This is a genomic window from Halosolutus gelatinilyticus, assembly GCF_023028105.1.
GTDB lineage: Archaea > Halobacteriota > Halobacteria > Halobacteriales > Natrialbaceae > Halosolutus > Halosolutus gelatinilyticus.
This window is the reverse complement of sequence record NZ_CP095494.1, coordinates 1-26,949: the sequence shown is the minus strand read 5'-3', so window position 1 is coordinate 26,949 and position 26,949 is coordinate 1. Positions and strand designations below refer to the sequence as shown.

General features: G+C 56.5%; 20 protein-coding genes and 1 CRISPR repeat array. Of the genes, 6 read left to right on the top strand and 14 right to left on the bottom strand.

What is annotated here, in order from left to right:
* Positions 1–35: 35 nt before the first annotated feature.
* A CRISPR array of direct repeats spans positions 36–3,672; the repeat unit is 30 nt; unit sequence GCTTCAACCCTACAAAGGTCCTGCTGAAAC.
* Between the two features lie 99 nt (positions 3,673–3,771).
* The 10 genes from cas2 to MUH00_RS22405 form a co-directional block, all read right to left on the bottom strand.
* Positions 3,772–4,032 carry a CRISPR-associated endonuclease Cas2 gene (cas2, locus tag MUH00_RS22450; protein ID WP_247005164.1) on the bottom strand — a complete coding sequence of 87 codons (261 nt, stop codon included), beginning with the start codon at positions 4,030–4,032 and terminating at the stop codon, positions 3,772–3,774.
* A gap of 2 nt (positions 4,033–4,034) precedes the next feature.
* Positions 4,035–5,030 carry a type I-B CRISPR-associated endonuclease Cas1b gene (gene cas1b, locus MUH00_RS22445; protein WP_247005162.1) on the bottom strand — a complete coding sequence of 332 codons (996 nt, stop codon included), beginning with the start codon at positions 5,028–5,030 and terminating at the stop codon, positions 4,035–4,037.
* A gap of 2 nt (positions 5,031–5,032) precedes the next feature.
* Positions 5,033–5,602 (bottom strand): CRISPR-associated protein Cas4, encoded by a 570-nt coding sequence (gene cas4, locus MUH00_RS22440; protein ID WP_247005160.1) that lies wholly within the window; start codon positions 5,600–5,602, stop codon positions 5,033–5,035.
* Positions 5,599–8,448, bottom strand: coding sequence for a CRISPR-associated endonuclease Cas3'' (locus MUH00_RS22435; RefSeq protein ID WP_247005158.1), 2,850 nt, complete (start codon positions 8,446–8,448; stop codon positions 5,599–5,601). The genes cas4 and MUH00_RS22435 overlap by 4 nt, the downstream gene beginning before the upstream one ends.
* Positions 8,449–8,471: 23 nt before the next feature.
* Positions 8,472–9,323, bottom strand: a complete 852-nt coding sequence (gene cas5b / locus MUH00_RS22430; RefSeq protein WP_247005157.1) for a type I-B CRISPR-associated protein Cas5b — start codon at positions 9,321–9,323, stop codon at positions 8,472–8,474.
* A 4-nt stretch (positions 9,324–9,327) separates the two neighbouring features.
* Positions 9,328–10,389 carry a type I-B CRISPR-associated protein Cas7/Csh2 gene (gene cas7b, locus MUH00_RS22425; RefSeq protein WP_247005155.1) on the bottom strand — a complete coding sequence of 354 codons (1,062 nt, stop codon included), beginning with the start codon at positions 10,387–10,389 and terminating at the stop codon, positions 9,328–9,330.
* Between the two features lie 37 nt (positions 10,390–10,426).
* Positions 10,427–12,607, bottom strand: a complete 2,181-nt coding sequence (gene cas8b, locus MUH00_RS22420) for a type I-B CRISPR-associated protein Cas8b/Csh1 (RefSeq protein WP_247005153.1) — start codon at positions 12,605–12,607, stop codon at positions 10,427–10,429.
* Entirely contained in the window at positions 12,604–13,431 is an 828-nt protein-coding gene (gene cas6, locus MUH00_RS22415) for a CRISPR-associated endoribonuclease Cas6 (RefSeq protein ID WP_247005151.1), read from the bottom strand. The genes cas8b and cas6 overlap by 4 nt, the downstream gene beginning before the upstream one ends.
* Before the next feature lie 632 nt (positions 13,432–14,063).
* Positions 14,064–14,474, bottom strand: a complete 411-nt coding sequence (locus MUH00_RS22410; protein WP_247005149.1) for a hypothetical protein — start codon at positions 14,472–14,474, stop codon at positions 14,064–14,066.
* Positions 14,475–15,334: 860 nt separating this feature from the next.
* Entirely contained in the window at positions 15,335–15,628 is a 294-nt protein-coding gene (locus MUH00_RS22405; RefSeq protein ID WP_247005147.1) for a PadR family transcriptional regulator, read from the bottom strand.
* Between the two features lie 176 nt (positions 15,629–15,804).
* On the opposite strand from MUH00_RS22405, the gene MUH00_RS22400 reads away from it, so the two are divergent.
* Complete coding sequence (locus MUH00_RS22400; protein ID WP_247005145.1) at positions 15,805–16,860, top strand: Cdc6/Cdc18 family protein; 1,056 nt, start codon at positions 15,805–15,807, stop codon at positions 16,858–16,860.
* Between the two features lie 52 nt (positions 16,861–16,912).
* Here MUH00_RS22400 and MUH00_RS23050 read toward each other — a convergent pair whose 3' ends face one another.
* Positions 16,913–17,659, bottom strand: coding sequence for a helix-turn-helix domain-containing protein (locus MUH00_RS23050; RefSeq protein WP_321576110.1), 747 nt, complete (start codon positions 17,657–17,659; stop codon positions 16,913–16,915).
* A gap of 60 nt (positions 17,660–17,719) precedes the next feature.
* Between MUH00_RS23050 and MUH00_RS22390 the strand changes: the two genes are divergently transcribed.
* On the top strand, positions 17,720–18,292 hold the full coding sequence (locus tag MUH00_RS22390; protein ID WP_247005143.1) for a hypothetical protein: 573 nt from the start codon (positions 17,720–17,722) through the stop codon (positions 18,290–18,292).
* Positions 18,293–18,356: 64 nt separating this feature from the next.
* On the opposite strand, the gene MUH00_RS22385 is transcribed toward MUH00_RS22390, so the two are convergent.
* Positions 18,357–18,650: a PadR family transcriptional regulator gene (locus MUH00_RS22385; RefSeq protein ID WP_247005141.1), complete on the bottom strand. Its 294-nt coding sequence runs from the start codon at positions 18,648–18,650 to the stop codon at positions 18,357–18,359.
* Positions 18,651–19,373: 723 nt separating this feature from the next.
* On the opposite strand from MUH00_RS22385, the gene MUH00_RS22380 reads away from it, so the two are divergent.
* The 4 genes from MUH00_RS22380 to MUH00_RS22365 all read left to right on the top strand — a co-directional run bounded on the left by MUH00_RS22380 (position 19,374) and on the right by MUH00_RS22365 (position 24,943).
* Positions 19,374–19,694 carry a hypothetical protein gene (locus tag MUH00_RS22380; RefSeq protein WP_247005139.1) on the top strand — a complete coding sequence of 107 codons (321 nt, stop codon included), beginning with the start codon at positions 19,374–19,376 and terminating at the stop codon, positions 19,692–19,694.
* Positions 19,695–20,139: 445 nt separating this feature from the next.
* Positions 20,140–23,538, top strand: coding sequence for a winged helix-turn-helix domain-containing protein (locus tag MUH00_RS22375; protein WP_247005137.1), 3,399 nt, complete (start codon positions 20,140–20,142; stop codon positions 23,536–23,538).
* A gap of 17 nt (positions 23,539–23,555) precedes the next feature.
* The gene (locus tag MUH00_RS22370; protein ID WP_247005135.1) at positions 23,556–24,245 is read left to right on the top strand and encodes a hypothetical protein; all 690 of its coding nucleotides are present in this window, start codon (positions 23,556–23,558) and stop codon (positions 24,243–24,245) included.
* A 248-nt stretch (positions 24,246–24,493) separates the two neighbouring features.
* Positions 24,494–24,943 carry a hypothetical protein gene (locus MUH00_RS22365; RefSeq protein ID WP_247005133.1) on the top strand — a complete coding sequence of 150 codons (450 nt, stop codon included), beginning with the start codon at positions 24,494–24,496 and terminating at the stop codon, positions 24,941–24,943.
* A gap of 47 nt (positions 24,944–24,990) precedes the next feature.
* On the opposite strand, the gene MUH00_RS22360 is transcribed toward MUH00_RS22365, so the two are convergent.
* Positions 24,991–25,575, bottom strand: coding sequence for a hypothetical protein (locus tag MUH00_RS22360; protein ID WP_247005131.1), 585 nt, complete (start codon positions 25,573–25,575; stop codon positions 24,991–24,993).
* A 484-nt stretch (positions 25,576–26,059) separates the two neighbouring features.
* The gene (locus tag MUH00_RS22355) at positions 26,060–26,794 is read right to left on the bottom strand and encodes a hypothetical protein (protein WP_247005129.1); all 735 of its coding nucleotides are present in this window, start codon (positions 26,792–26,794) and stop codon (positions 26,060–26,062) included.
* Positions 26,795–26,949: the final 155 nt, after the last annotated feature.

Below are 26,949 nucleotides of genomic sequence, written 5' to 3'. Positions count from 1 at the left end.
CATTTCTGTGCGTCGGGAGAACTCGTCCGATCGACGCTTCAACCCTACAACGATCCTGCTGAAACCCCGTAGTGCTCGAGGATGTCCTCGACGTATTTGATGCTTCAACCCTACAAAGGCCCTGCTGAAACACCCAATTCGGGTTGGATGAAGGTATCAATTAGATCGCTTCAACCCTACAAGGGTCCTGCTGAAACTGCCACGGCTGAACGGTTCCGTCGTCATCCTCCGTGCTTCAACCCTACAAAGGTCCTGCTGAAACGCTACTGTCTTCGAGACCGATGTCCGTGACGTTCACGCTTCAACCCTACAAAGGTCCTGCTGAAACTGTGACTCAGATCCATGGCTCTTCTACCTCCATTCTGCTTCAACCCTACAAAGGTCCTGCTGAAACCGATCTCGAATCGCGGGGGGATCTCCATCAAAATGCGCTTCAACCCTACAAAGGTCCTGCTGAAACCGGGCGTGCGGCCAGGCCCACAAGTTGGATCAGTGCTTCAACCCTACAAAGGTCCTGCTGAAACCAGCGGTCGCGGCGACGATCGGTCCAACTCAGTAGCGCTTCAACCCTACAAAGGTCCTGCTGAAACCGGGTATTGCTCGATGTCCGCCGAAACCTCGATACCGCTTCAACCCTACAAAGGTCCTGCTGAAACCCCCAGGTTCAGGCTCTATGCCTTGATGGTTCCACGCTTCAACCCTACAGAGGTCCTGCTGAAACTCCTCGTCGTCCTCCCAGATCTCGATCTCGCGCCAGCTTCAACCCTACAAAGGTCCTGCTGAAACTCCGTTGGCGAGCGCCCGCCGCAGGTCCTCGATCGAGCTTCAACCCTACAAAGGTCCTGCTGAAACGTGGATCGAAGCGATCGTAACGATCGTCGTATCACACGCTTCAACCCTACAAAGGTCCTGCTGAAACGATCGCGAAGGCGAAGGCGGACAACTACTACGGCCCGCTTCAACCCTACAAAGGTCCTGCTGAAACGGTTCTCCCCGTGATTGCCGGGTTGACAGACAACCTGCTTCAACCCTACAAAGGTCCTGCTGAAACGCGATCGTCTACAGCCATGATTCGAACCTCTTGATGCTTCAACCCTACAAAGGTCCTGCTGAAACGCTGACGAATATCGAGCTGCCCTTCGGCACCTCACCGCTTCAACCCTACAAAGGTCCTGCTGAAACTCTCCTCTCCGGATGACCCGGTCGATCCCTCCGTGTAGCTTCAACCCTACAAAGGTCCTGCTGAAACGAGGTTCCATCGCCACGGCGCCGAGTCGTCCGGATCGCTTCAACCCTACAAAGGTCCTGCTGAAACTCCGATGTCACAATAGGCAACGAATATGTCGGAGATGCTTCAACCCTACAAAGGTCCTGCTGAAACTCCGATGTCACAATAGGCAACGAATATGTCGGAGATGCTTCAACCCTACAAAGGTCCTGCTGAAACTCATCTTCGGCTCGGTTCATGGCCTCCCTCGCTTCGCTTCAACCCTACAAAGGTCCTGCTGAAACTCTCTACAGCTTGGGTCGCTTTACTTGCTAATTCTTCGCTTCAACCCTACAAAGGTCCTGCTGAAACGCGTCAGATGACGGACTGGTCGCGATACCTCGCGCTTCAACCCTACAAAGGTCCTGCTGAAACACCGACGACTACGGCGAGGTGCGGGCCAACTGGCAGCTTCAACCCTACAAAGGTCCTGCTGAAACCGTCTTCGGAGGTGTCCGCTGATGCCTTGCGGGTACTGCTTCAACCCTACAAAGGTCCTGCTGAAACCAGATCGGCCTCTAGTTTTGCATCCGGATCTTGTGCTTCAACCCTACAAAGGTCCTGCTGAAACATGCTGGGTGGCCCCCCCGGTAGCGGGACAACCACCGCTTCAACCCTACAAAGGTCCTGCTGAAACGAGGCGATCGAGGAACTTCGAGATCGCGCACTCGTGCTTCAACCCTACAAAGGTCCTGCTGAAACCGTCGGATGTGACCAGACAGCGGAGACTTCGACGAAGCTTCAACCCTACAAAGGTCCTGCTGAAACGAGCCGGCCGTCGTTGCCGGCCGTCTGCGAGTAGAGCGCTTCAACCCTACAAAGGTCCTGCTGAAACGACGAGCATAGCCGCCTTCTCCGCCGCGTACTCCTTGCTTCAACCCTACAAAGGTCCTGCTGAAACGCCTGAAACTTGGGATGAATTAATAGAATATTTGCGCTTCAACCCTACAAAGGTCCTGCTGAAACCGGGCAGGTGCACGACTCCGTCTGCAGGTCGACGGTGCTTCAACCCTACAAAGGTCCTGCTGAAACTGGGACGGTCTGACGTCCGCCGGGTCGAAAGGGGCGCTTCAACCCTACAAAGGTCCTGCTGAAACTAGGTAAGTGTCCGTTGATGCCGCCTGTCAACGCGCTTCAACCCTACAAAGGTCCTGCTGAAACGGCCGTTAGTGGGTCATCTTCGTACTCCGTTCCGTTGCTTCAACCCTACAAAGGTCCTGCTGAAACAAGGAATTGGTTGGCACTTGTTCCTACGGGTCGAGCTTCAACCCTACAAAGGTCCTGCTGAAACCTCGGACGTCCTTCTCCTCGTCGTCGCCCGTGGTGCTTCAACCCTACAAAGGTCCTGCTGAAACGAATAATTTTGTATCCGTGTGTCGTCTCTCATCTTGCTTCAACCCTACAAAGGTCCTGCTGAAACGAGCGGCGCAGTGCACTCTGGACACTGATCGCCCTCGCTTCAACCCTACAAAGGTCCTGCTGAAACCTCGCGAGCGAGTCGAGGGAGACCTCATCAAAGTCAAGCTTCAACCCTACAAAGGTCCTGCTGAAACCGACCGCCTCGCGGGTCTCCTGGCGAGAGAGTTTGCTTCAACCCTACAAAGGTCCTGCTGAAACCTCTATGGGTAGATGGCACGTCGCTCCATGGCTCTTGCTTCAACCCTACAAAGGTCCTGCTGAAACCAGAAGGGTTCAATTCCTTTCTACTCCCTTTATGGTGCTTCAACCCTACAAAGGTCCTGCTGAAACCGTTATTGTTGCCGTTACGTGGTTGCCGCTTATCGCTTCAACCCTACAAAGGTCCTGCTGAAACCTGTGTACCGAGTGTGAGAACCGAATCCGGTCTAAGACGCTTCAACCCTACAAAGGTCCTGCTGAAACTGTCATCTTCGGCTCGGTTCATGGCCTCCCTTGCTTCGCTTCAACCCTACAAAGGTCCTGCTGAAACTCGCTGAACGAACTCGGAGGGGATCCCTGATGAGCTTCAACCCTACAAAGGTCCTGCTGAAACCAGCATTTCGTTGGTTTCGTCAAACTCATCCATGCTTCAACCCTACAAAGGTCCTGCTGAAACTCTCGGCACTGCCAGAGCGCGAGATCATCATCCCACGCTTCAACCCTACAAAGGTCCTGCTGAAACACAGTAGAGTCGCCCGATATCGGCCGCGAGAGCGCTTGCTTCAACCCTACAAAGGTCCTGCTGAAACCCGGTAAAGCCCACGGGCGGCATGCGCGTCCTCGTCGCTTCAACCCTACAAAGGTCCTGCTGAAACCGTCGTCATTCGCCCTCCCCCGAATGGTCAGGATGCAGCTTCAACCCTACAAAGGTCCTGCTGAAACGCGACGTACCGCGAGATCTCGGGACGCGAGAACTCGCTTCAACCCTACAAAGGTCCTGCTGAAACCATCCGGAGTAACGGCCACATAGGGTTTAATACTCCTGATTCTGAGGACCGACTATCGTCGACCAGCAATTGTGTGAGACAGGCGGGGGATCGACGAAATTAGGTGAATCGCTGCCCTGGTTCTTCCGCATCACCGAGAACTGTACATTCGACTGCTGCAGAGACCTCAGCTTGGAAAATATAGATCGAATCGTCAGACTTGAGTTGGTCTTCAATTTCGTGGATGATCGTCACGAGTTGTCCTTTGGTAATATCTCCGTGGAACACGGAATATTGGATGTGCTCGAGGTGCTTTCGGAGGAGTTTTCGGTATATTCCGGTCCGATCGGCTGGCACGTCATAGGTGATGAGAACGAACATCGTTACCACCACCGTTCAGTTGGCCGGTATGGCTCTCCAGTCAGGATGTGTTTTTTGAGCGAGTACACGTCGGTCTGAACGAGGGTCTTGTAGCTCACGTTTCGATTCAAGCGCGGATGGGCGACCGTTTCGTCGAGCGTTTCCTCGTAGGCTTCCAGCACGGTGAGTCTGCCGCCTTCATTTAGGAGACACCCCTCAAGCTCCCGTTCAAAGTCGTCGAGATTGAGCTGGCGACGGTTGACGAGTCGAAAGAGGACTCGGTCAGCGAGTATCGGTTTGAAGATATCCGCGATGTCGAGCGAGAGGGTGAACCGACGGTCACCGGGTTCGTGGACGTAACCGATCGTTGGATCCAGTGCCGTCTTTCTGATTGCGGAGACACAGGTGGTATACACCATCGCGTTGAGAAACGAAATGAGCGCGTTCGTTTCGTTGGACGGAGGGTTATACTCTCGTCGGGAGAGTTCGAACGGGTCTCGGAGAACGTCGTCGAAACAGCCGTAGTATGCTTTGCGGGCAGTTGCCTCGGCACCGCGGAGCTCTTGGATGTCAGCGATGTCTGCGACGAGTTCTTGTTGTTGCTCTATCCGCTCGATTGCGTCGCCGAACTCGTGATCCCGCGTATCGTAGTATTTCAGGTTTGAACGCATATTATGCATACTGGCCTGGATCATCGACCTGGCGATCGGCATCCGTCGATCCTGATCATCGTAGGCTCTGACTTGTTCGACGACGGTGTTTCCCGACTGGTGTTGTCGTTTTGGAAGATAAGAACCCTTATAATAGTCGTTCCAGCCGAAGACGTGCACGGTCGTCCCGTAATCGTTTAGGAGACCGAGTGTACGAGTGTTGAAATCGATCTGTCCGTGGAGGTATAGCGTTCCAACGCTTTCGACTGGAAGGTGTTTCATCTCACCGGCGAGAGTGTCGATTCGCAAAGTGTCTTCACTACGCGACAGTTTGCCATCGGCGAAGATGTGGTGGTTATCTTGAGGCATGATTATAGCCAGCAAATGTCCTGATACAGACATGAGTGGCAGTACGGTTTCTTTTCGAGGTCCGGTGGACTATCGGCCTCGACAGTATCGATGATTCCCCGAAGTGTTTCCTCGACCTCCAGTGCGGTGTCCTCGGTCAGTGCGATCGATTCTCGCGACCGCTCCTTGGGATACGCCAATACACCGGATTTCTCTACTTCGTGAATCCGGTCGAGATACCAGAGGTAGTACAGCAGTTGCATTCGAGGCGGTTCTTCGAGCGCTGAGGAGACTTTTACCTCCATCACATCGCCGTCGTCAAGGAGATCCAGCGAGATGCGGCCGTCAATGGAAAATGAGCGACGCTTGTTTCGGTAGCTATGTTCGTCAACATAGCTTCCGCGTCGGATGTTCGCTGCACCGCGATCGATATCGATACCGCGAGACATGAACCAGAGTTCGCGTCTACAGACGTGATAGTACTGGACCATCAAGCCGGTAATTCGAACTGACGGCTCGCGATGTGGCGATCGTTCGCGTTCGATCAGGTTGTCGATCCGCTCGGAATCGGAGTAACTGAGTTCATCGGTCATATCGTGAATCTCCCTCCGACTGTGCTGTCATCGTCGGCAACGAATCCGCCACCATCGAGATCGTACGAGCCACCACCGTCTCGAGCAACGTCGAACGCGAGGACGTGTACGCCCTCCGGATTGCCGCGGTCTTTTCGATCGGCGCGTGGCACGCTCGTAAGCGCTTCGTCGGCGTCTCGAGCCGGCACCGACAACCGCAGATCGGCAGCCGACTGTAGAAGCTCGTATGCCCTGGGCGTATTTCCGGCCGCAAAGGCGTCACCGATGTCCTCGAGCAGCCGACGTTCGGTAGCCGTTACCGCGACGAGTACGTCGACGGTCGGGTAATCCTGCTGAATGAGCGACGTCCGTCCGAGCGCCATTGCCTCGAAATCGTCGATGTAGGTCCGTAACTGCTGGCTCGCGACAGACTGTTCCTGTAGCGCATCGAAATACGCCGGCACTGCGTTTCGGGTCAAATGCAGTTCGTCGATATCGCTGCTTGACGGCAGCTCTTCACGGAGCGTTTCGGCGACGATCGACAGGTGTTCACCGACATCGTTCTGGTAGACACACGCGGCAGGGGTTCGGTCGATTCCAGCATTGGGTGCGTCTGGGTCCGCCAGCAGCCAAATCGTGACTGTCCCGCCTTCGAGCCCCCATTCGAACGAACGGTTACAGCGACCGGCAGCCTGGACAATGCTATCTAACGGCGCAATATCTCTGAAGACCTGTCCGAAGCTTAGGTCGACGCCAGCTTCGACGGCTTGGGTCGAGACGAGAACGAACGGCGTCTTGGTTGCTGTTAGCACATCGGCCAGTCGAATGAGGACACGACGGTCGCGCGGTCGGTACCGAGAGTTGAACGTTGCGACGGCCAGCGACGGCCGGATGTGGTCGTCCCACTCCCACCGAAGGTCGGTGACTGACTCATTTTCGCCACGAGTGTCCTCGTCTACCACGGTGAGTCCGAGTCGCTCAAGCGTTCGATGTGCGAGAGTGTCGGGGTCGGTAAAGAGCGTGTCGGGATCGGCATTGAACTCGTCGTAGTCGTCGCCTCTGCAGCGACTGGTAACGTCGATCGAAGTGCGTTCGAGGACCTCTTCGTACACTTTGCCGACGTGAACGGCGTTTCTGGGTGCGGCCTCGGTTACAGTTTCGGTGAGTCGCCGTGAACTGGCAATCGTGTTGCAGACTGCCAGCGCGGATCGTGGTGGCTCGTCTTCGGTGAGCCCATTGGTCGTCACCGCAGTAACAATCCTGTTACCAGCAGTTTCGTGATCGACGGGTGTCGTCTCGGCTTCCGGATCGCCAAGTGCCCAAACGGAATCGTCGACCGTGTATCGAACCCGTTTTGCCGCTTCGTAGTACGCTTTCGTATCCTCGAGCAATTCGACGGTTTCACAGTCGTCGCTCGCTTCGAACAGTGCTGGCTGGGTGGCCGTCATCGCGATGAGCGTCGCATCGAACTCGTCCGATAGTGTCCGAGCGAGACGCGGAACTGCGGCCCACCACCGCTTTGGAAGTGCCTGTGGCTCGTCAAGGATGATCACCGCGTCCTGCAGTGCGGAGAGTTTGAGGCTGGCACTGTTCGTCGGGCCGGCAAGGCTCTCGAACAATTGGACGAACGTCGTCAGGACCGTTCCCGAGCGCCAGCTCTCGCCGAGCAGCGCATCGTTGCGTGTTCCCTGATCCGTTTCGGGATCACCGTCTGTGCCGCGTTCGGTATCAACCTGCGTTACTGTCTCGCTGAGGTAGTGATGGACGGTAAACGCGTGTCCATGCGGATCGGCGTTCCAGAGTTCCGGGTCCTCGAATAGCTCTCGCGTCTGTTCAATGATCGACGTAAAGGGGAGCGCGTAGATCACTGTCGGCTTCTCCTCTAGACCGCGCCGCTCTTGGATTTCGTCTCGAAGCGTAAACGCCGTTGTGATCCCCGAAAACGTCTTTCCGAGCCCGGTCGGAAGAGTTAATCGCCCCACATCCGCGTCAGTCCTTAGGAGTCGATCGACTGTGTTCGTTCGTGCCTCCTCGCGTGCGGCTTCCCGTCGCTCGTTCAATTCTTGTTCGAGTTTGCTGTCGGCCTCTAGGCGCTCAACATAGTTATCGAGTGGCTTAAGAGAAAGCGGCTCTCGCCGCAGATTCGACTTGGGAACGTCGCCTGCGCTCGTTTTATCCGCGAGCGTCAGCGCTCCGAAGTAGCGGATCGCTCTGTCGTACGTCGTGTCGGGAAATCGGTTCGGATCCGCACTTCGATTCAGACCGAAACCGACGCTCTCGGCGACATCGTCTGCGACCGACTCGAGGAGCGATCCGTCTCGCATCTCGTCTCGGAACCGATTCCACGTCGTCCGATCTGAGCCTGCTTCGGTCAGAAACTCGTTCGCTGCCTGCGCGTGAGGTGTCGCATCGTCGATCGTTTCAACCTGTGAAACGGCCCACGCTTTCGGCGGCTCGCCGCTGTCGACTTCGTTGTAGTAGATATCTTTGATGACATGCGTAGCCAGGTCCGGCAGTACACCATGGTGTCTCGAGACCGTCGCGAAGGCAGCGAGAGCGTCGCGTTGCTCACCGCCGAGTTCGTTGATGACCCAGTAAGTGGCGAACGCACTCAAACGTGCGTGATACGTGAGTTGTTGCGGTCCAACGTGTGTTCGATCGGGGTGTATATAATCCTGAAACGCTGGCGTTACCTTCCCGAAGTCGTGAAGTCGGCCGATGACCCTAGCGACGGTCCGCTCCGAACAGCACCCGTCCTCTCTGAACCGCCCTACACGGAGCATTCGCGATGCGACCTCTGCGAGATGGTTCTCGAGGAGGAAGTCGTCGCCGTCACGCGGATGCGAAATAATCGTTTCGTATTCCATGATTCGGAAACCGTCCGTAGTGATCACTCGAAGACGACAGTTCGGTCGCCGACCGTGGTCGGGGTCACCGACTCCGGACGGAGTTCGAGTTCCCCGTCGGAAAACGCGTAGTCGATAAATCCAGTCGTCCGGCGGCCACCGTCGTAAGCCTCCATGTAAGCCGGGACGCGCTCGACGTCGCAACGAACGTCCGGCTGTAAGACGACATCGTCGACGCCGTCCGGAACGGCGCTGTCGACCGCCACGGTTCCGTCGGTCGTTACGGTGTCCGTTTCGAATTCGACCTCGCCGTTTTCGCCGGTCTCGATCCAGGCGAGGTGTTCCGAGAGTCCCATCGACGGCGGATAGTACGACGTTCCAGTCTCGAGACGGTGTTTCAGAACGCCGTAGAAACGTTCGTCTTCGACAGCGACGTCGATGCGGTACGCTGGATCGATGAGGAGTTCATAGCTGTGGATCTGACGATTGTCGGTGCTGTCGGGATACTTGACTTTGATCGTCTTCCGACCGGTACCGCCGGCATCGACCATCGTCTCTCCGGGATGCGTACCGAGACCGAGCGTCGGTTGCGTTACCGTTCGGACGGTATCGATCGGCGTGATCGCAATCGCCGAACTGTCCGGCGCGAAGACATCGTAGTAGCCGTCCCGTCGAACGCCAGCGATTGCCGCCAGTATTCCCGCGACCGTCGTACGAGGTGGAATCCGGTAGGTCTGTTTAGTAACCGTTCTGTCTATTCTCCGGAAGTGTCCCCAGTCGCTTCGGAGTACGAACGAGAGACACTTCGACGGTATTCCCTCCTCGATTGTCGGCGGATCGACTCTCTCGAGTCCGTCCGGAACTGCTGCCTCGCTTTCGGTGTCTCGTGTAGCCATCGGTTCACTCCGCTGGAAGCGTCCGGTCGAACTCGTCGTAGACGTCGATTTCGTGAACGGGAACGCCGTGCTCGTTGAGCGCCAGCGCAATCTCGTCGGCAGTTTCGATCTCGGTCCCGTCACAAGTTACGCTCAGTCGGCTGCTTCCGGCAACGTGAACCGTTTCGAGGTGTCCGGCGGCCGCGACGCGTGCGAGCGTCTCGACGAGGTTCGTCACGTCGAGACAGACGTCTCGAACCGACCGCAACTCCCCGTCTGGCTTCGATTTCTCGTCGTCGATCTTGAGGTCGTTGTGGAGGTCGCCAACGTGGTAGCCATCAGTCGCGTACTCGGCGCGGACGTACAACCGCGGCTCCTGTCCGACCTTGCTTCGGGAGATCGTCTGGTTCTTCAGCGCGCGCCAGCAGAGCGTATCGAGCCGTTCGACGTCGGCACTACTCAGCGCGGTGTCCGTCGCTCCGTGTTCGTCGACCAGACCGTGGAAGGGGAAGATTCCATACTTGATCCGATGGTCGTCGAGCCCGAACCCGCCCTGTTCCTTGTCGTCCTGCGTCGCGATGACGCTGGTCAGCATGCTGGTCTCCTCGTTGGTTTCGACGGCGTTGAGCGAGCGAGCCGGCGAGAACTGGACGGGACCGGTGAACTGACTCGGAAACTGCTCTTTGACTGCTTGATAGAGATCATCCTCGGGGTCTTTGTTGAACGACAGCGTCGCACCGAAGTAGCGAACGTCGGTCGCTCGCTCGAGAAACTCCGATTCGATGTCGTTGAGTCCATTGAGGTCGTCGACTGACTCAACGTTCTCGAACAGGTCGATCGCCAGTGCGGCACGGACGTCGGCTCCGTCTCCCGTCTTTTTGACGAAGATCGGATGTTCGTCAGACTCTAGTTGGTCGCGCAGGTAGCGTTTGAGCCGAACGTCGGTGATAGCGGCCTGTTGAGTAACCTGATCGATTCGCGGCCGGTTCTCTCCCATCGGATTGCCGTTGGGGTTGCAGTCCTGTGCGTCGGTGACGAAGACGATTTCGGAGCGGTTCGTGACGGATTCGGCGTCGGTTTCAGACATGGGTTGATCGGTGGTCGGCTGGTAGTCGTTTAGCGTTCTATGCGGCATCGGCCGGTTTCGGATCGGTCGCATCGATCGCCTCTCCGAGTTCGTACGCCCGGGCATCGGCACGCTGGCCGTAGGTGATCCCGAGCGCGTAGAAGAACCGGACGTCTCGCAGGGAGAGGTCCCAGTCGTCTGGATGTAAGAGGACGTCAGTCTCTCGATCTAATACCTCCGGGAAGAGCGTCTCGGTGGCCCAGTCGACGTCCTTGGCGTACACTTTGCTCTTATGAACGAGGTCGGGCCAGACGGTGACGAGCTTGTCGAGTGTTATCCGGTCGGGCGGGTACTGATCGACCACTGTCCGATTCATGTTTCGCGTGTTCGTCTGATGGTGGCTCACCATTCCGACGAGTACACCAATCAGGAACGCGCTCTGTCGGTCTGGATTTGCCGCGAGCGAATCACGGCCCTCAATAAAGTTCTCGAGTCGGTATCTTCTCACGTCGATGCGTGTCGGGTCGCCGTTCTCGGCGATGTCGTCTCTCGTTGGTATCTTGTCTGTCATTGCGTTGGATGGTGTTTCGAGATCGCCATACTCGGAGCTGCCATCGAGTAGCCCAGCTTGGGCTAACGCCTCGAGTTGCGCGAACTGTGTTTTGATCTGTTTTGTCGGAAGCCGACGGTCGTCCTGCTCGTACTCCTGCTCAATTCGGTCAACGTAGGCCTTGAGTAGTCGTTCGACTGGAACCGATTCGCCCGTCAACAGGGCGTAGGTAAGCCACTCAGCCATGTCGTCGGCCATCGCGCCGTCGTCGCCTGCCATCTTGGGCATTGTTCCCCAGGCGTATCGACCACTGACAATAGCGTTGACCACGTCGGTCGCGCCCGTCCCCTCAGTGATCGGCTGCCAGTTCTCCACGAACTCGAGGCCGCCGAGCCCGTTCGTTCCGAACGCGTTCGTGTCGTGGAGAACTGTTTCGTGTGCCTCCCCGATCCGCTTGGGCCAGTACAGCGAGACGTCCGGCACCTCGTGGAGGACGTTGATGTCGCCGCTGTCGTTTCGCAACGAGATCACGTAAAACCGGAGCTGCTCCGCCAGTTCCGGATCGCCAGCCATCTCTACGCTCCACTCGAGTTGGTACATCTGGTGACGGTCAGATTCCTCGAATTCGGATGCTTCTAGGCTGTCGATAGCATTGTACAGCGCATCCGCTTTCCGGTCATCCATCTCGAGGAAGTACGGCAGGGTGTAGACTCTGAGCCCATTGCGGGTAGTCCGGCAGGCATCGATGAGGGATGCACCGGATTGGATTAGAAGTGCGGCGTTCGATGATACCGGGTGATCTCGCCATGATTCTTTTCGCTGTATGTCGTCGAACTTCTCGGCGTGTTGAATGGTAAACAATTCGAGGGGATCTTCGGTGGTTCCGAATACCTTCTGCCGATCACCGGTCACCATGCATGCACTCTCTCCGCGGGAGAATACGCCATCTGGCAAATTCTTGTTCGCTAACTTTGAATCCTTCCTAGCCTTCATCCCGGCATTGAGAACGTGTACGTCTGCTGGATAGAACCACTCTGGTTCATTCCCATCCGGTTCGTTCTCTAATTCTTCTGGATCGATCTTAAGTCGAACAGTAACGACAACTCGTTCTTCGTCAGTGTAGCGTTCTTCGACTAATTTTCGAATGTGGTCTTGTACGTCGTTATCCCCACCTAATTCCTGCAGGATTTTAATCACCCAACCATCGGGGTGATTTTCTGCAATAGCACCAACTGCTGGTTCACTTCCAGTTCCGTCCGTCCATTGGTTTAAACAGCTGATACAGTAACCAGCAGTTTGTTGGGCATCAGATCCTCCTTTAGCCCCCCTCCATGTAATACCGTTGTCTGGTCCTTTCCAGCGATAATATGCGTATCCTAACTGATCTACCTTTTCTGGCGTAAGGAAATCTACAGTGATATCAATATCATCAACTGTAATCGTATCGCTCGTCATGTCGACATCGACGCTGATCAGGTAGCGCTGCTTCTCGCCGGGGTCGTTCGTCGTGAACCCCTCGAGTTCGCCTGGCGTGTAGTAGAGCCCGAACTCCTCGCCCATCTTGCCGCCAACTGTGTCCCCGTCCGCAGCCTCAGCTAGTGCTCCGTAGAGCGCCTGAACTCGCCGGAGTGACGTGATCAGGCCCGGCGGACGATACTGCTCAAGCGTCTCCGCATCGAGTCCGCTCATTCCGCTTTCCCTTGCCGATCGCTCGTCTCGAGTGCAGCCTCTCCGGCGGGAACCACCGAATCCTCATCGATGTTGAGGAAGCCGAATCCGAGGGTATTACGCTCGCCGATGCCGGAATCAAGTGCGAGGTTGAGATGTCGACGGTGGTGGTCATCCTGAACTTCGTATCCGAACCGCCACTTGCTCAGGATATAGGTCATCTCGACACCCTGCGTAACCGTCACCGGTAGCGCAAAGGTTTTGATGAGTTCGTAGCTGTCGAACAATTCCTCGGGCCGATCGCTTGGTCCCGGAAGATCGTCCGGACAGAACAGATCGTGTTTCTGGTCCAGGTTGTTCTCAAGTTGCGTCTTCAGCGGCTCAAGGGTATGTTCGGGTTCCCAGAACGTTGGGTTCTCGCCGTCGGTTTCGATCCCGTACTCCTCGCACTTCCAGGGAGGGATCCGAACGAGGACGCCAGTACCGGTCTCAAGGACGCCCCGTGTCCCTGGTTCTCCAACGTCTGGTGCCAGTAGCGATATATCCGTTACCTCGAAGGGCATTTCGCCGATATTTAGTTCGCGCTGTTCGTCCAGATTTTCAGCTATGACTCCGAGTAACCTCCGTTCTGGGGATGCGACAAGCAATGTCCGTTCATCTTCTTCTCGCATATCTCGAGGAGGAAATGGGTTCGAGAAACACAGTCCGGATGGTTGTCCTTCGTCATGACGGTCGTCAAATGGTGTATCCCCAAGAGCCCCCCACATCCGCCCCCTGAGCTTGTGATGGTAGGCATTATCGTAGGAAGAGTCTGCACGCGCCTGCAACCGCGTCAGCAATCTCATCGTCTGCCACCACTGTCTTGAATGCTGATGTGTGTCGGCACGATCCGTTAATTATACGCTTATGACATATACTTAACGACCCAGTCACAGTGCTCAAACGCGATCGGGACGAGCACGCTGCTGTCTGATTGTTGCTTCAACCCCTTCGTGGATCTTAGCTGAAACTGCGTGCTGACGCCGGTTAGCACGCTTCGATCATACGAGAGTCTTGCTTAAATCCAGTGCGACGGCCGTCAGCCGATCACAGCGGCGTGGTGCTAGAGAGCCAGACTCAGGATCGACTACCCCTTTCTTTCGCGATCGCACAAACCGAGTAGCTGATCGGCCCTTATCTGTCAGCCCGATCGATCACTGACGCACCACTTAGAATCAACCGCGATCGGCCAGCGACATCCACCGAGGCCACGATCGTCCCGCGGGCGAGCCAGCAGGGCCGATCCGTCTCCGGCGCGAGCTCACCTCGTGACATGATCGGCACCGAATCGTGACGACGTCGACCTCGGTCGCGTCGATCAGCACCAGGACTTCGACGCGATGGTTCGGTCGCGGGCAGGTACCACAGCGATCGCAACGTGCACGCTGACCGGGACCGATTGGAATCCCGCTGATGAGCGCGTCCTCGAGCGCGATCGTCATCGGTCCCGGTTCTCTCCGATCCGGGGTTCGTCCGGGTGCGGCGCCACGGACGCGCGGAAGTTCAACGGTTCGCCCTGGTGGACGCACTTCGGGAGCACGGCCACGCCACCGGTCGGGCAGATTGCCTCGTACTCGATCGTCCCCCAGCCGTCGGGGCCGATCTCGCCATCGGCGGCCGACGTCGCGACCTCGATCGCGTCGGTGTCGGTCTCGATCGCGGCCGCACGGTAGATGCGCTCGACGGCTTCACCGGTCCCGGGGCAGACGTAGGCGACGTACAGCCGGTGACGCTCGATGAGGCCGCCGGCCGCGGCGCTGTCGTATTCGATCGTGTACTCGTAGCAGACTTTGCTCGCGTAGAAGCGGCGGCGATCGTCGAGAACGTGTTCGTCGCGACCGAGACGCATCCAGTCGGCCGGGACCGTATGATACGATCGATCGTGGCGAATCGGTTGGTCGTCGGTACGCTTTTGAGATCGGGTCTCAGATTGACTCATGGCTTCCTAATACCTCGGAAGCTCAGGGGTCGCGTGTTCCAGCACGCGGCCGTTCTGTGAAACGACACCCCTCTGAGCTATGCGTATCCTAGCGCTCCGTGACCATAAAAATTGGTGTTCTTACCAGAAATTCGATATAGTTTAATACTGCTATTGGTGCCCAGTTTTTGGACCAATATACCAGATACAAAGTATGATTTTCAGACCCACAACGCTGATCGGTCAGCACAGTCGATACGCGCGCAAGAGCGGCCGCTCGATCGGTTGATCGGTCTGTGAATCCCACGGTACAGACTCTAATAGACGGGCCAGACACCGTCTATCCCTCGCAACAAGAATTTACATTTCTAAATAATACCATATTCGAACATTCAGGACTGTGTTGCATAACAACACTTTTGGGCATTGCAGTACAAACACTACGTGTAGGCCACCCGCCAATACCAAGCCTGCCTACACCGCCGAATCAAAGAAAAAGGCGATACGCTGGCCGGTGTGACGGCCAGACTTATCGGTCGTTCACCGATTCGTCGGATGGTGCGGCTGCGCCAACGGCAATGAACACGATTCCATATGGAATCCCCTGCGCCCACAGGGTCGCTCCTGCCGCAATCAAGGCCGCGCGAACTTTTGGAGGCACGATGTCACCTCCTGTCGACTTTCTTATTTAGTCACGCAATTCGACCTTGCGTGAGTGGTTGAACACCACAAATCACTGATCGGATGCGTGATAGAAAAAGCCCACCGTTCGTGGACGAGCGCGCCGATCGCTATTCTGATTCGGTCAGTAGTTCATCGACGTACTGATCTTCCCACTCGCGGCGCGCCTCGATCTCGCGGCGTCCTCGACGTGTCACACTGTAGAAGTTGGTCCGCCGATCGATTTCCCCTTTTTCGACGAGTCCCTTGTCGACAATCGTATCGAGGTTCGGATACAGCCGCCCGTGGTGGATCTCTTTCTCGTAGTACTGTTCGAGCTCGTCCTTGATTGCGAGGCCGTTTGGTTCGTCGAGGCCAGCGGCGACGTACAGGAGGTCTCGCTGGAAGCCAGTGAGGTCATGCATATCTGGGTTCAGATAGGTACGGAAATATGGTATACCTGTCGGAGAGCAATACGACCGATCGCTACTCGCTGTCGTGCCGATCGAGAGGACGTCCGCCACACGCGGGCAATATCAGCACCACCGCCCTCTCGGAAATCGCCACTCAGTTTAAGAAACACGCATTCGAACAGGACAGTATGTTTCCACATCCAGGCCAGGATATTCTCCGCGATCGCGCGCCTCTCCGCGACGATCACGCACCGGAGACGATCCGTCACCGCGACGATGAGATGAATCACCTCGCCTCGCTTCTCTCGCCCTATATCGCCGGCGGTATTTCGAAAGCAGCACTCGTACACGGTCCACCGGGCACGGGAAAAACCTGCACGACGACTGCCGTCCTGAACGAAGTTGACGCCGAGTTTGATGGCGTGACGACCGTCACGGCCGACTGCTGGACCGACCACAAACCTTCGCGCGTGCTCTATACGATCCTCGAGCAACTTGTCGGCACGACCACGACCCGGCGCGATTCGACCGCGGTAGATGAGCTGCTGTATCGAATCAAGGACGCGATCGACGAACCGACGATCATTTTTCTCGACGAGGCGGACAAACTCACCGACGAACTCGTACTGCGCGATCTGTACGAGATCGGTGACGTCCGACTCGTGCTCGCGGCGAACAACCCCCATCAGGTGTTTGGCGACCTCGAGCCGCGGGTGTATTCCCGACTCGGGACGGCGACCCGCGTCGAGTTCGAACCCTACCACGATCACGAGCTGGTCGCGATTCTCGAAGATCGGATTCAGGCGGCCGGCGTCCGATCAGAGATCGTCTCGGGGGCTGCGTTGGAAGCGATCGCCGACGCCGCCGAACGCGACGCGCGAAAAGCGATAGCCATCCTCCGGAACGCGTTGGATACGGTTGCGACTGGCAGGGCCGACGTCGTCACGGACGCCGTGATCGGCGACGCGGTGGTCTCAGCAGGCGAGGATATCGCTCGCGCGCGGATTTCCTCGTTGACGAGCGATCAGCGCGTCGTCCTTGAGGTGCTGTTGGAGATCGGCCCCGCGACGAGCACCACGATCTACGACGCCTACGCATCCAAGGTCGACGATCCGTTTGGCGATCGGGCCGTCCGTGGGTGGCTTGGCGAGAAGTTCCAGCAGTACAATCTGGTACGCGTACTCGACGATCGGAACCCGCAGGAGTACGCCCTGACCGACGCGGCGCGGGTGATCGTGGAGTGAAAACTCAAGTTGCAGTTCGCAAAAAAATGGTTGTGGTCGTGAAGCCACCAACCTACTCAGCGTCTACATTCAACGGGTTGGCTGGCCCCCAATCCGGACGTGGGGCGTTGTAATACCGTTCCACGTCCTCAGTGAGTCGCGTATTCATCGTTGTTTCCTGTAGACTCTTCTCAGCACGGAGAAGGTCTGCCGACTCCAGAATCTCCCGACCTTCTTTCGTCAGCCCATAGAAGACATGGGGCAAGCTACGAGAGCGATCATCTTCAGGCAACTCAACGCGTGCTACGACACCGCTCTCAAGCAATTGGTCGAGATGATTCCGAATCGTGCTCTTCGACACCCCTGGAATGAAGTAATCGAGTTCTTTCAGGGTCGGTAACTGATCCGGGTGACCTACGATATTTTGAATTATTTCAAATCTCGTTTCCTGGGTTATAACGTTCAGTAGTTCTCGTCGCTCTGCCACGAACTCCGTACTACGGTCTCCTTTCGGACCGCTGTCGAACTCAGTCTGATCTGGTGCTTTGTTTTCTGCTGTATTTCGCTTTTGTTTGTACATCGTAAGTATCGACGTTACCGCCGATATCCCAACCCAGCGTAATCGCTGGTGTGATTCCGTAGTCGATTTGGATTGTATTATTCTATCAGGGGGTTGTTTTTCCTTCACTACCGAATCAAATTGAAAGCCGGCTTCGATCGCACGTGTTGTCGGTCCACTCTCGCCAAGCCACGATTGCTGTTTTGCATATCTGTCTTGTCCTACAATACCGGTGAAGAAAAACGTTGTGGTCGCAACCACATTGATCTACACCACATCAGTCGAAATGCTTTTGTTCTACTAAATCACTATAGTTACACAATGAATGAGGTTGACCATTCGTGGTTGAGCGATGAGGGGCTTTCTCCTCGCGAGCGGCAAGATGTCTACCGGCTTGATTCTGAACTCAACTCAATCCGGCCCCAGTATGATGGGCTCATATTCGTTCTTGGTAATTATGACCGCGGGCGAAGGGAAAAAAGAATCACAGACTTCAGAGAACAAGCACACGAGTGGGGGCGTGCAGATCTCGCTGCCGTTCGAATGGATCAATTTTTAGAAAACGTTGAAGATCATCTCGGTGGCCACTGTAAGTTCAAAGTGATTGCCGACCATGCAGACGCGATCGTTCCCATTATCGAAGATGATGAGGGCGGTGTCACTTGGGAGCAAGCAATTATTCGAGAGTATGAAAAGTATCAAAATAAAACGTTCATGATGAAACGGTCATATCCAGGCACGCATTTGCATGAAAACTATAGCTGGATGCAGACTACATCCCTTTTCAGCACTCTCGATGAAAACGATCGGCTATATGAGTGGTCATCAGTATTGGAGTTTAAGGTGATGATCGATAACGTACTCGCCGATATCGTTGCTACGATCGAGGACTGAGTGGGGCCGGTTCGTCCGGATCGTCACTTGCCGTCGTCACCTTCTAATTTCCCCATGCCGATCGCTACGCTGATTCGGACAGTAGTTCGTCGACGTACTGATCCTCCCACTCGCGGCGCGCCTCAATCTCACGCCGGCCACGGCGAGTCACACTATAGAAGTTGGTCCGCCGATCGACCTCCCCTTTTTCGACGAGTCCCTTGTCGACAATCGTATCGAGGTTCGGATACAACCGTCCGTGGTGGACCTCTTTCTCGTAGTACTGTTCGAGTTCCTCTTTGATTGCGAGGCCGTGTGGTTCGTCGAGGCCGGCGATGACGTACAGGAGATCTCGCTGGAATCCAGTGAGGTCGTACATATCTGGGTTCAGATAGGTACGGGAGTGTGATGTACCTGTCGGTGGGTAATACGGTCGATCGTCACTCGCCGTCGCCGTCGTCTTCTAACTCGCTTGGATCGATGTCATCCGATAAAAACCGTTCTCCGAGAGAAGTGATCCGGTACGCGGCCGTGTCTTCGTGACGTTCGATCAAACCGTGATCTGATAAAACTCGACATCGAGCCGCAACATGATTTCGAGTGTATGGAACATTGAGCGCCAAAGTCGCCGGTTTCATCCACCCTCCATAATTTGCTATTTCCCGTACAATAGGGCGGTCTGAGGGCTTCATCCAGGCGACTTGATGGTGCATTTCGTCGCCCGAATCGCGGGGTGGATTAGGCATAGTATTACAGGATACTAATTTTTTGATATCGTTATAACTTCCGAATGGAATCGATATCGGTGCCAAACTATAAGTAGTCGCGACATTATCGTAGTGACTGTCAGTTAATGCGACTCACCGGGCGATTAATCCGTTCGAAAACCGGGCGGACGTGCTGACTCACGCCGCCCAGACGCCGCAAACTGACGCCTACGATCATGGCAAACGAAACCCGCGCCCAAAACACTACCGTCTTCGAGACGGTTTCGCTCATCGATCGACAACGATCGACCTCGAGAAAATCGCAAGACTGCGAGGGTGGAACGGGTGGAAGCACCCCCCGCAGCGTTAAGTCCCGATCGGACCTATCCGATGTCATGGCAGTCACGAACGCAGACACAACCGACGCGATCGCGGGCGCGCTCGGTGCGACGACCACGATCGACCTCGCAGCACTCGGACTCGACGTGCCGAGCGGCACGACCGTCGATCTGACCTGCCATGGCGAGCGCTCGAGCTTCGTGATCGAACTCGAACGCCGCGGCGATTCGTGGACCGTCGAAGGTGCCCGCAACGCCGCAGAGGTGACCGCGCTGCGCGCGCCCGGCAAGACGATCGCCGACGTTGAGCGGGTCCCGTCGTGGATCGAGCGCGTGCTTGCGGAGTTCGAGATCAAGGAGGTGCAGCTCGCGCGATGAAATACGATCGGCGACTTGGACAGCGCGGCCTGTTGTTAGGGCAGCAGGCTCGAAACACGTCTTCGGCTGGTAGGGCAGCCAACCCGTGGCCACGCACGGCCACAGTGTTCCCCTGGGAAATTGATGGATACAACGTCAGACGCTCAAACTAGATTTAAGGACCGGCAGTTCGTTCGTTGCAGATATGCACAGCTAAGGAAAATTGACCGCAGGGCGCGAGGCCGAAGCCGGCCACGCCAGGACCCTAGTAACACCCTGGTTTTGGTCGGCTTTGGCCTTAAACTTTCCCCCACGCCGACTGGCGAGACTCGCGTTCATGAGTCTCCTATCGACTCGCGGGCGGAGGGTGTGCGTTCTGCGATCGGAGTTCAACATCTATGATCGCACACGATTGGATGAGCGGGGAGAGTGCTATATGGCCTGAATCCGCCGAGGTGAGGGACCGATGAGCGACGAGTGGGACGTGCTCGTCTGTTCCACGTGCAAGACTCCCTGGATTCGGCCCGTCGACGAGTGGACCGAACACGGGCAGTGGCGCGCACAAACGACAGTCAACTGTCCACACTGCGGTGCCCAATACACCCCCTCGAAAGTGAAATATCTCAAGAGCCTCCCAACGCGCGAGGCAGCGGCCGAATGGCGTTCCCGCTATCTCGCGAAACGTGCTGGAGAGGCTCAGTTGTACAATGACTTCACCCTCGATTGCGGGCAGTACTCGGAGCAAGCCGCCGAAGTCGATCGCCAGATCGATTCGTTCGTTACCGACGTCGACAAGATGGACCTCAAGCCGGTTGAGAGCGATCGGTACGAAACCTACGCCGAGTCGGTGTTCGAGCACAACCGTTCGCGGTTCGAGACGCTGGCCGAGTACCGCCTCGAACAGTTCCGCAAGCAGTTCACAGAGTGGTCCGATTGGACCGGCGAAACCGTTCCGCTCGACGAACAGCTCAAGGCCTACTACGGCGAGGCCAACGGCGACGACGACCGAACGCTTACCGACCCCGAGCCGCCGAAGCCACGGCCGGCTCCCGAGTTCGACGTTCAGTCCCTGGCGCTTCGGCCGACGCCACCAGCCCAACAGCGGCTCAACACGATTACTGCCGACGTACCGCCGGCCGTCTCGTCGTGGCTGCCGGGCGTACTTGAGGCACTGTTGCCAGCCGTCGTCGAAGCCGTCCGTGATGTTGCCAGCGATGACGATCCGAGTGCAGTCGCCAGTCGACTCGTCTCGGAGTTCGACCTCGCGGACCAACGCTCCGGCTTTGCATCGGTCCTCGCGACGTACGCCTGTCAGTACCACGACGTCGATCTCGCCAACGCCGACTTGCTCGAGGATAACCGCAAGCTCCACGAGCAGGTTCGCGAGTGGTCCCGATCGGCACTGACAAATATCGGAACCGGCCGTAACGCACTCGGGCTTTCACACGATGACCTCGCGGCCACGATCGTGCCGGTGCTCCGGGGGGCCGATGTTAACCCCGAACTCGTCGTTCGGTTCGACGGCGAGATGTGGCTCGAATCAGATCATGCATCGACGCGCCGCAAGACGCTGACCGCGCTCGAACAACTGGCGATGGCCGCCGAGGTCACGATCGTGACCTCGCCACGAGTCGCGCGCAAGCTCGAATCGAGCCACCTAGAGTTCGTCGATCGCGTTACTGAAATGGACATGCCGGGGCGTCGGCAAGCCGCGAGCGACGATCCTGCGAACACGGCCGACCCGACGGCGATCTACGCCACGCTCGAGGCGATGAACAAGCGCGCGGGCAAGCTTCAGATCCTCAAGCACCTCGAACGCAATCCCGGTGCAACGGTCAAAGACATCGCCAACGATCCGGAGCTCGACCTCTCTCGCGGTTCCGTTCGGCCATACATCCAGGCTCTCGAATCCGACCACGGGTTCGTCGACGTCGACACACGCGGCACCGAAAACACGATGGGGCTTTCCGATCGTGGCGAGGTCGCGGCGAGTCTCATCACGGACGACCTTCGAGTCGTTCACCCGGGTCAGGAGACTGTTTTCGCTACGTTCGTGGAATCAGACGGTGAAGAATCCGAGTCCGAATCCGGCGGCGTTACTGAGACCCCAAGTCAGTCAGCAAGTACAGTGTATGGCACCGGCGACGAGAGTGGTGTGGGGGAGGGCGGCTGTACAGCGGAGGAGGCGCTGGCCGCCACAGGCGATGCCGCGCGCGACGGTTACGTACAGTGGCTACCGAAACTGAACGGGAGCAGCTGGCCCCTACATGCCCGAATTACAGCCGCTACAGCCCGTGACGGTGTGAACATGAACGACTACCCGGTACAGCGGTGGGATGATGGACGCGTGACCTACGTGAGTTGTATGGACGACCACCTGGCCGTGAGTACGCAGTACGGCGGACCGATACCCACACTGGTGCGGCTTGCAACGGCGTTACTTGACGATAAGCTATGGGGCAAGGTCCTGACGCCGTCGGCGGTCGGTGACGAACTGGAAGGATGCTTTGGTGACAATCTCTCCGCCCGCGAAACGTTCGATCATCTCGTTCGTGCGGCCCAGGTCGGCTGGCTCTCGGGGGACGAACGCGAATACGATCGCTTCCGGGGCCGATACGTCGCGGTTCGATCGATTCTGCTCGAGAAACTCGGCAAGCTCGGCGATCTTGAACCCGACGAACGCCAGGACCTCATGCGGCGTGCCCACGGCCTGCTTATGTCCGCAACAGCGATCTACGACGCTCTCGGAATCGACATTTCGATCGAACTCCGGATTCCGGAGCCGAACAACCTGAACGAATCGGAGTTCTGCCGGTTCGTCTCCGAGGTTGTCACTCGTCAGTCATCGTACAACGGTCACTCGCTGCACCGCAATTTCTGGGAGCCAGACAGCCACAAACGCAAGACGGCAAAAGGATTCGAGACAGACCCGTCCAACCCGTCCGGTCATCTCCGGGCGTCGTGGGTGCTCTCTGGGCCCAAAATCTCGGATCTGTCCGAACGTCTCCGCAGGGCGATCGCCGCCCGAGACGACCAACGCCTCGACGATCGCACGGACTACCGCCCGGTCGAACTCGAGGTTCCTGTGACGACGACCGGCGACTACGTCGCGATGCGCCACGCTGTCGAGACTGTCCTCGAAAAGAAGAATCTCACACCGGCTCGCGAATCCAACGCCATGCGACGAACGGTCCGGTTGTTCGAAGCCTACACCGGATCGACCTTCGACGTCGTGGACGCGCTGACGACGCTCGCGAGATCGAACCGACCGGGCGACGTGACGATTGGCGATATCGAACACGCGCTCGGGACGCTCTCGGCGGATCGACTGCTCCCGGACGTCAGGGCGCCGACGCCAGGAAAGATCTTGAAAGTAGTGCTCGAAGCCGACGACCCGATCGGTCGCTCCGAAATCCTCGATCGCGTCGGTTGCTCGGGCGAGACGTACCGGAAGCACATCGACCGGTTGGAGGCGGTGGAACTGCTCGAACGCGTTGACGGCCGCAAGTGGACGGCAACGATCGCTCCGTGGTACGTCCCCGAGACCGACGCGAGCAAGGACGCTGGCGCCTCGGTCACGATCGGTTCGAGTACGGTCGACAGCGTTCTGTACGACGCACTGGATCGACTCGGGTATGACCTCGGCGATCCGGCGTTGATCGACGCGTTCGGTCAGCCGTTGGATCGGGCCACACTCATCGCGACGGTCGGGGCCTGGATCGACGACTGGATCGACGTGCTCGTGCCGTTACTGAAACCCAAACCCTGCGCAGCACAGCGATTCGAACACGACGTCGTGACAATTGGTGAGAAGCCGGATCAGACGACACTCGCGGATGCGACCGGAATAGTGACGGCGGACTAATACGAACCTTGATATTAATGAACGGAATTGACTACGACCGATTCCCCGAACCCGAAGCCGATATCCGATCGGCAGTCGGCGAATTGGAATCGAAAACGAATTTAGATGCGTTCCAGGCTGAACAGGAATTAGCACAACTCCTTGAATACTCCGTTTCACTTGATGAAGCGAAAGAGAGTGTGCTCGACCAGAGCATACGGACTGACAAGGTCGAATCGTACGACCGATTCGTCGACTGGAACGCGGACACGAGACCGCCCAAAATCGACTCCGACGATTGGGTTGAACTCGAGGACACCGACGGACGGATGGAACTACGAGAAATAGGTCGACAACTCGCGAAGGGATACGACTCGGTCGTATACTGCATCGAATGCGAACTGTACGCCCAATCAATTCGATCGCTCGAGCGACGGTCAAAGGAGCTGTTCGGTGAGTGCATCGAGTTCGCGACAGAGTTGTATACCTCCGACAGAATCTTCTACATCGGTCAGACCACCGATCTACCGCGCCGGCTACAGACTCACGGAACGGGAACGATGTCTGAGTACCACCCACCCTCACGAGTCACGCGTCTATGCGAGTTGAAAAACGTCGGTGTCGCATTCCGTTCACAGTCACCCGACCAAGGGGAGCAGTTGGAAGAACTCTACGGGGAGAATTTCAAGGGTATTGTCGACGAGGACATATTCGTCTATTACGCCTAATCAAGCCCGGTAAACCGCCACGTCGTGGTTCGCATCCCCCGATTTTTAGCTCTGTTGAAACCCCCAATCACTGATATTTTTGCGTGACTATGCTGAATATAGAGTATTAGTGCAGCACGACGATTCCGTTTGTTTCACACCGAAAGTAGTGAACCACCCGCTCACTACACGTGCGCACTGACCAATGATTGTAGGTAAAGCGGCTGTTGCAACTAACAGGGGGTTTAACTGTTGTCTCGTAGAAATATTTGTATGAACCGGCGAGCATTCATAGTAACAAAGGGGGTTTCCTTTCTACTCTTTTAACTGGTTGTGGCTCTTGGAATGATGGCACATCGGCTGATAATCAAGAACCCGGCTGGCAGGAGTGCTTTTTTCATGTCGAAATAATTGAAGACCCACCAAAAGATGCGCCAGTAGTATCAGCTGAAGAAAAGCAATTATTTGAAGTTGCGATTATCAGACGGATCTTTGAGAAAGCTACTGACCCGGATAAAGACCACGGGACAGCGATAGGACAAAAAGGAGAATATGAACAATTCACTGTAAATCCAAAATCCGCCGAAGAATTTGAAGAAGGCGAAGAAGTATTGGACTCATTGCCAGACTATGAGAATCTTGATTATCCTGCCGGAGTTTATATTTATTTTGACAATTATCAGATAGTAGCTGTCATTGCCATCGGGTGTGAAACGTAACCCGCTACGTATTTGGGCTGTACTGATCAATCTGCCCTTGGTGTTGATCACCCTCGGTTCATGCGACATTCGCGCTTTGTATTCAGCACAACATTCCTGACACATTCTGAGGGTCTCAACAGAGCCCGATTTTTGATTTCGAACAGATCGGTCGCCGTTAACGTTTTCGTGTGCTCTTTCAGGGTTTCCTTCGATCGAACGTCCGTGTGGCCGCGATACAGCTCGTGAAGATCTGAGAGCGTCAACCGCTCGCGACCATCGGCGACGATCGCCTTGACGACCCTCGCGTCTCGGTACTGCTGGCGGCCGACGAATCGCTCTCGAAGGGCGACCCCGCCGATAGGGCCGCCGTCTCGAAAAAGACGATCTACAACCACCAAGCGGAACTCGAAGCTCTCGGTGTCCTGGTCGTCACCGACAGCGAGTATCGCCTCGGCCTGTCGTTCGCAACTGACGAGGGCCACTAATCGGCAACCTGGCCCGACGTCGTCGACGGGACGTTCACCGAAGCGATCGACGCACTGCTCGATGCGACGCTTCCGCCGAGGCGATACGGCGACCCGGAGGATCCGATCGGCGGGCTGCTGTTCTGGGACGACGAGCCACCGAACCCGTGGGCGCTGCTCGATCACGACAAGTACGGCCCATGAGCGGAATTCGCCCGACGGCTCACCGATGGAGCGCGATCGCGACCAGCGGAACGGCGTGTGTTAATGGGGCCGAAAATAGCGCAACAGTCGATCGCAGCAGCAGCGATGAACGATAACACGACAATTAGATCGATGTTCTCGCATCGTCACTAAATACGGACAAATCAGTGTTATCTATTCGATGGTGATCTGCGAGCGATTACGATCGACGTTCCGTAATTGAGACACACCACCGATTCAAACGTTTTTATTGACAGTGTGGTGATCGATGGCCCCCCACCACCGATTCAACCGTTTCCAGAGCAACGGTCGGCAAGAGATTTCTTTGTCCAGTTTAATCCTGAATCTGAATTGAATGGTTCGTTACGTAGGTCTGCATATCGGCCACCGGCAAACCGGCGACCACGAACTCCAAGCCATCGAGGTTAATACACTGCCTGAGGAGTTATCGCAGGGTGTAGTGGCGCTACAGAACCATCACACCGTATCTGACGATGAGCAGGAGAATTGTATATAGGAGAAAGAGGTCGCTGAACGCCTCGAAAACCGGAACCCCGATGTCCTTAAGCGTCTGTAGGGAGATAACGCCATGCCGCGGCGGACGCAGGTTGGGATCGATGTCATCGGGGAGATGGTCGGGCACTACTTCGAAGTGCTTCCCACCCATTATGGCGACGACGCGCCCACCGCGCTCTGCGGCATCAGAAATGATGTCAGCCATGATTTCGTCACGGTTCTCCTCGGCTTGCATCGTCTCGTAGACTCGGATGATGAGAATTGGTAGGAGGGCGCTCATCAGGAGGAGGAGCGCACCAGTCACCACGTCGCCCAATAGTAGGCCGTATAAGATGGAGATGAACGCAAGAATGTAGAACACTGCGGCGGAAAAAATTTCGACGAGGAGGCTGCTGTTGGTGACGATGTCGGTGTCGGCCTCCCTTGTGAACTCGATGTCCGCCCCTTGCGCGTCGGCAAGGTCAATGAGAAGCCGATTATCGGTGTAAAGATTGCGGACAATTACCCACTGGAAGATAGCCATCGCATATGCGAACCAATGGTGTCGGAGTCCGTACTGCGCTTCCTTCGCCTGACCTTCCAAAACAAGCGTGTCGACGCCCTCGACCAATAGATTCCGTTCTTCCGTGTGATCGGCTCGGCTCGTGTGAATTTCTCCCTTGAGGACGACTTCTTCCCCTCCCATTTATTATTGTATAGTTACTTGAAATCCTAATAATATTGTCGGGGCTTTACAAGCCGATAACTGCAGCCAAAATCCGCTCTGTCGACCTTTGCACAACCACCGGATCTAGGTCAACATCTCCGACGAGTCCAAGCTCGCCCCCGACCATTACATGG

Bases quoted from the DNA above. Each gene is read 5' to 3' on its own strand.
- MUH00_RS22385 (WP_247005141.1), bottom strand. From the start codon at position 18,650: ATGTACGACCTCACTGGATTCCAGCGAGATCTCCTGTACGTCATCGCC.
- cas6 (WP_247005151.1), bottom strand. From the start codon at position 13,431: ATGAGATTGCTGACGCGGTTGCAGGCGCGTGCAGACTCTTCCTACGAT.
- MUH00_RS22375 (WP_247005137.1), top strand. From the start codon at position 20,140: ATGAGCGACGAGTGGGACGTGCTCGTCTGTTCCACGTGCAAGACTCCC.
- MUH00_RS22380 (WP_247005139.1), top strand. From the start codon at position 19,374: ATGGCAGTCACGAACGCAGACACAACCGACGCGATCGCGGGCGCGCTC.
- MUH00_RS22355 (WP_247005129.1), bottom strand. From the start codon at position 26,794: ATGGGAGGGGAAGAAGTCGTCCTCAAGGGAGAAATTCACACGAGCCGA.
- cas4 (WP_247005160.1), bottom strand. From the start codon at position 5,602: ATGACCGATGAACTCAGTTACTCCGATTCCGAGCGGATCGACAACCTG.
- cas8b (WP_247005153.1), bottom strand. From the start codon at position 12,607: ATGAGCGGACTCGATGCGGAGACGCTTGAGCAGTATCGTCCGCCGGGC.
- MUH00_RS22410 (WP_247005149.1), bottom strand. From the start codon at position 14,474: ATGCGTCTCGGTCGCGACGAACACGTTCTCGACGATCGCCGCCGCTTC.
- MUH00_RS22400 (WP_247005145.1), top strand. From the start codon at position 15,805: ATGTTTCCACATCCAGGCCAGGATATTCTCCGCGATCGCGCGCCTCTC.
- cas2 (WP_247005164.1), bottom strand. From the start codon at position 4,032: ATGTTCGTTCTCATCACCTATGACGTGCCAGCCGATCGGACCGGAATA.
- MUH00_RS22405 (WP_247005147.1), bottom strand. From the start codon at position 15,628: ATGCATGACCTCACTGGCTTCCAGCGAGACCTCCTGTACGTCGCCGCT.
- MUH00_RS22435 (WP_247005158.1), bottom strand. From the start codon at position 8,448: ATGGAATACGAAACGATTATTTCGCATCCGCGTGACGGCGACGACTTC.
- cas5b (WP_247005157.1), bottom strand. From the start codon at position 9,323: ATGGCTACACGAGACACCGAAAGCGAGGCAGCAGTTCCGGACGGACTC.
- MUH00_RS22370 (WP_247005135.1), top strand. From the start codon at position 23,556: ATGAACGGAATTGACTACGACCGATTCCCCGAACCCGAAGCCGATATC.
- cas7b (WP_247005155.1), bottom strand. From the start codon at position 10,389: ATGTCTGAAACCGACGCCGAATCCGTCACGAACCGCTCCGAAATCGTC.
- cas1b (WP_247005162.1), bottom strand. From the start codon at position 5,030: ATGCCTCAAGATAACCACCACATCTTCGCCGATGGCAAACTGTCGCGT.
- MUH00_RS22390 (WP_247005143.1), top strand. From the start codon at position 17,720: ATGAATGAGGTTGACCATTCGTGGTTGAGCGATGAGGGGCTTTCTCCT.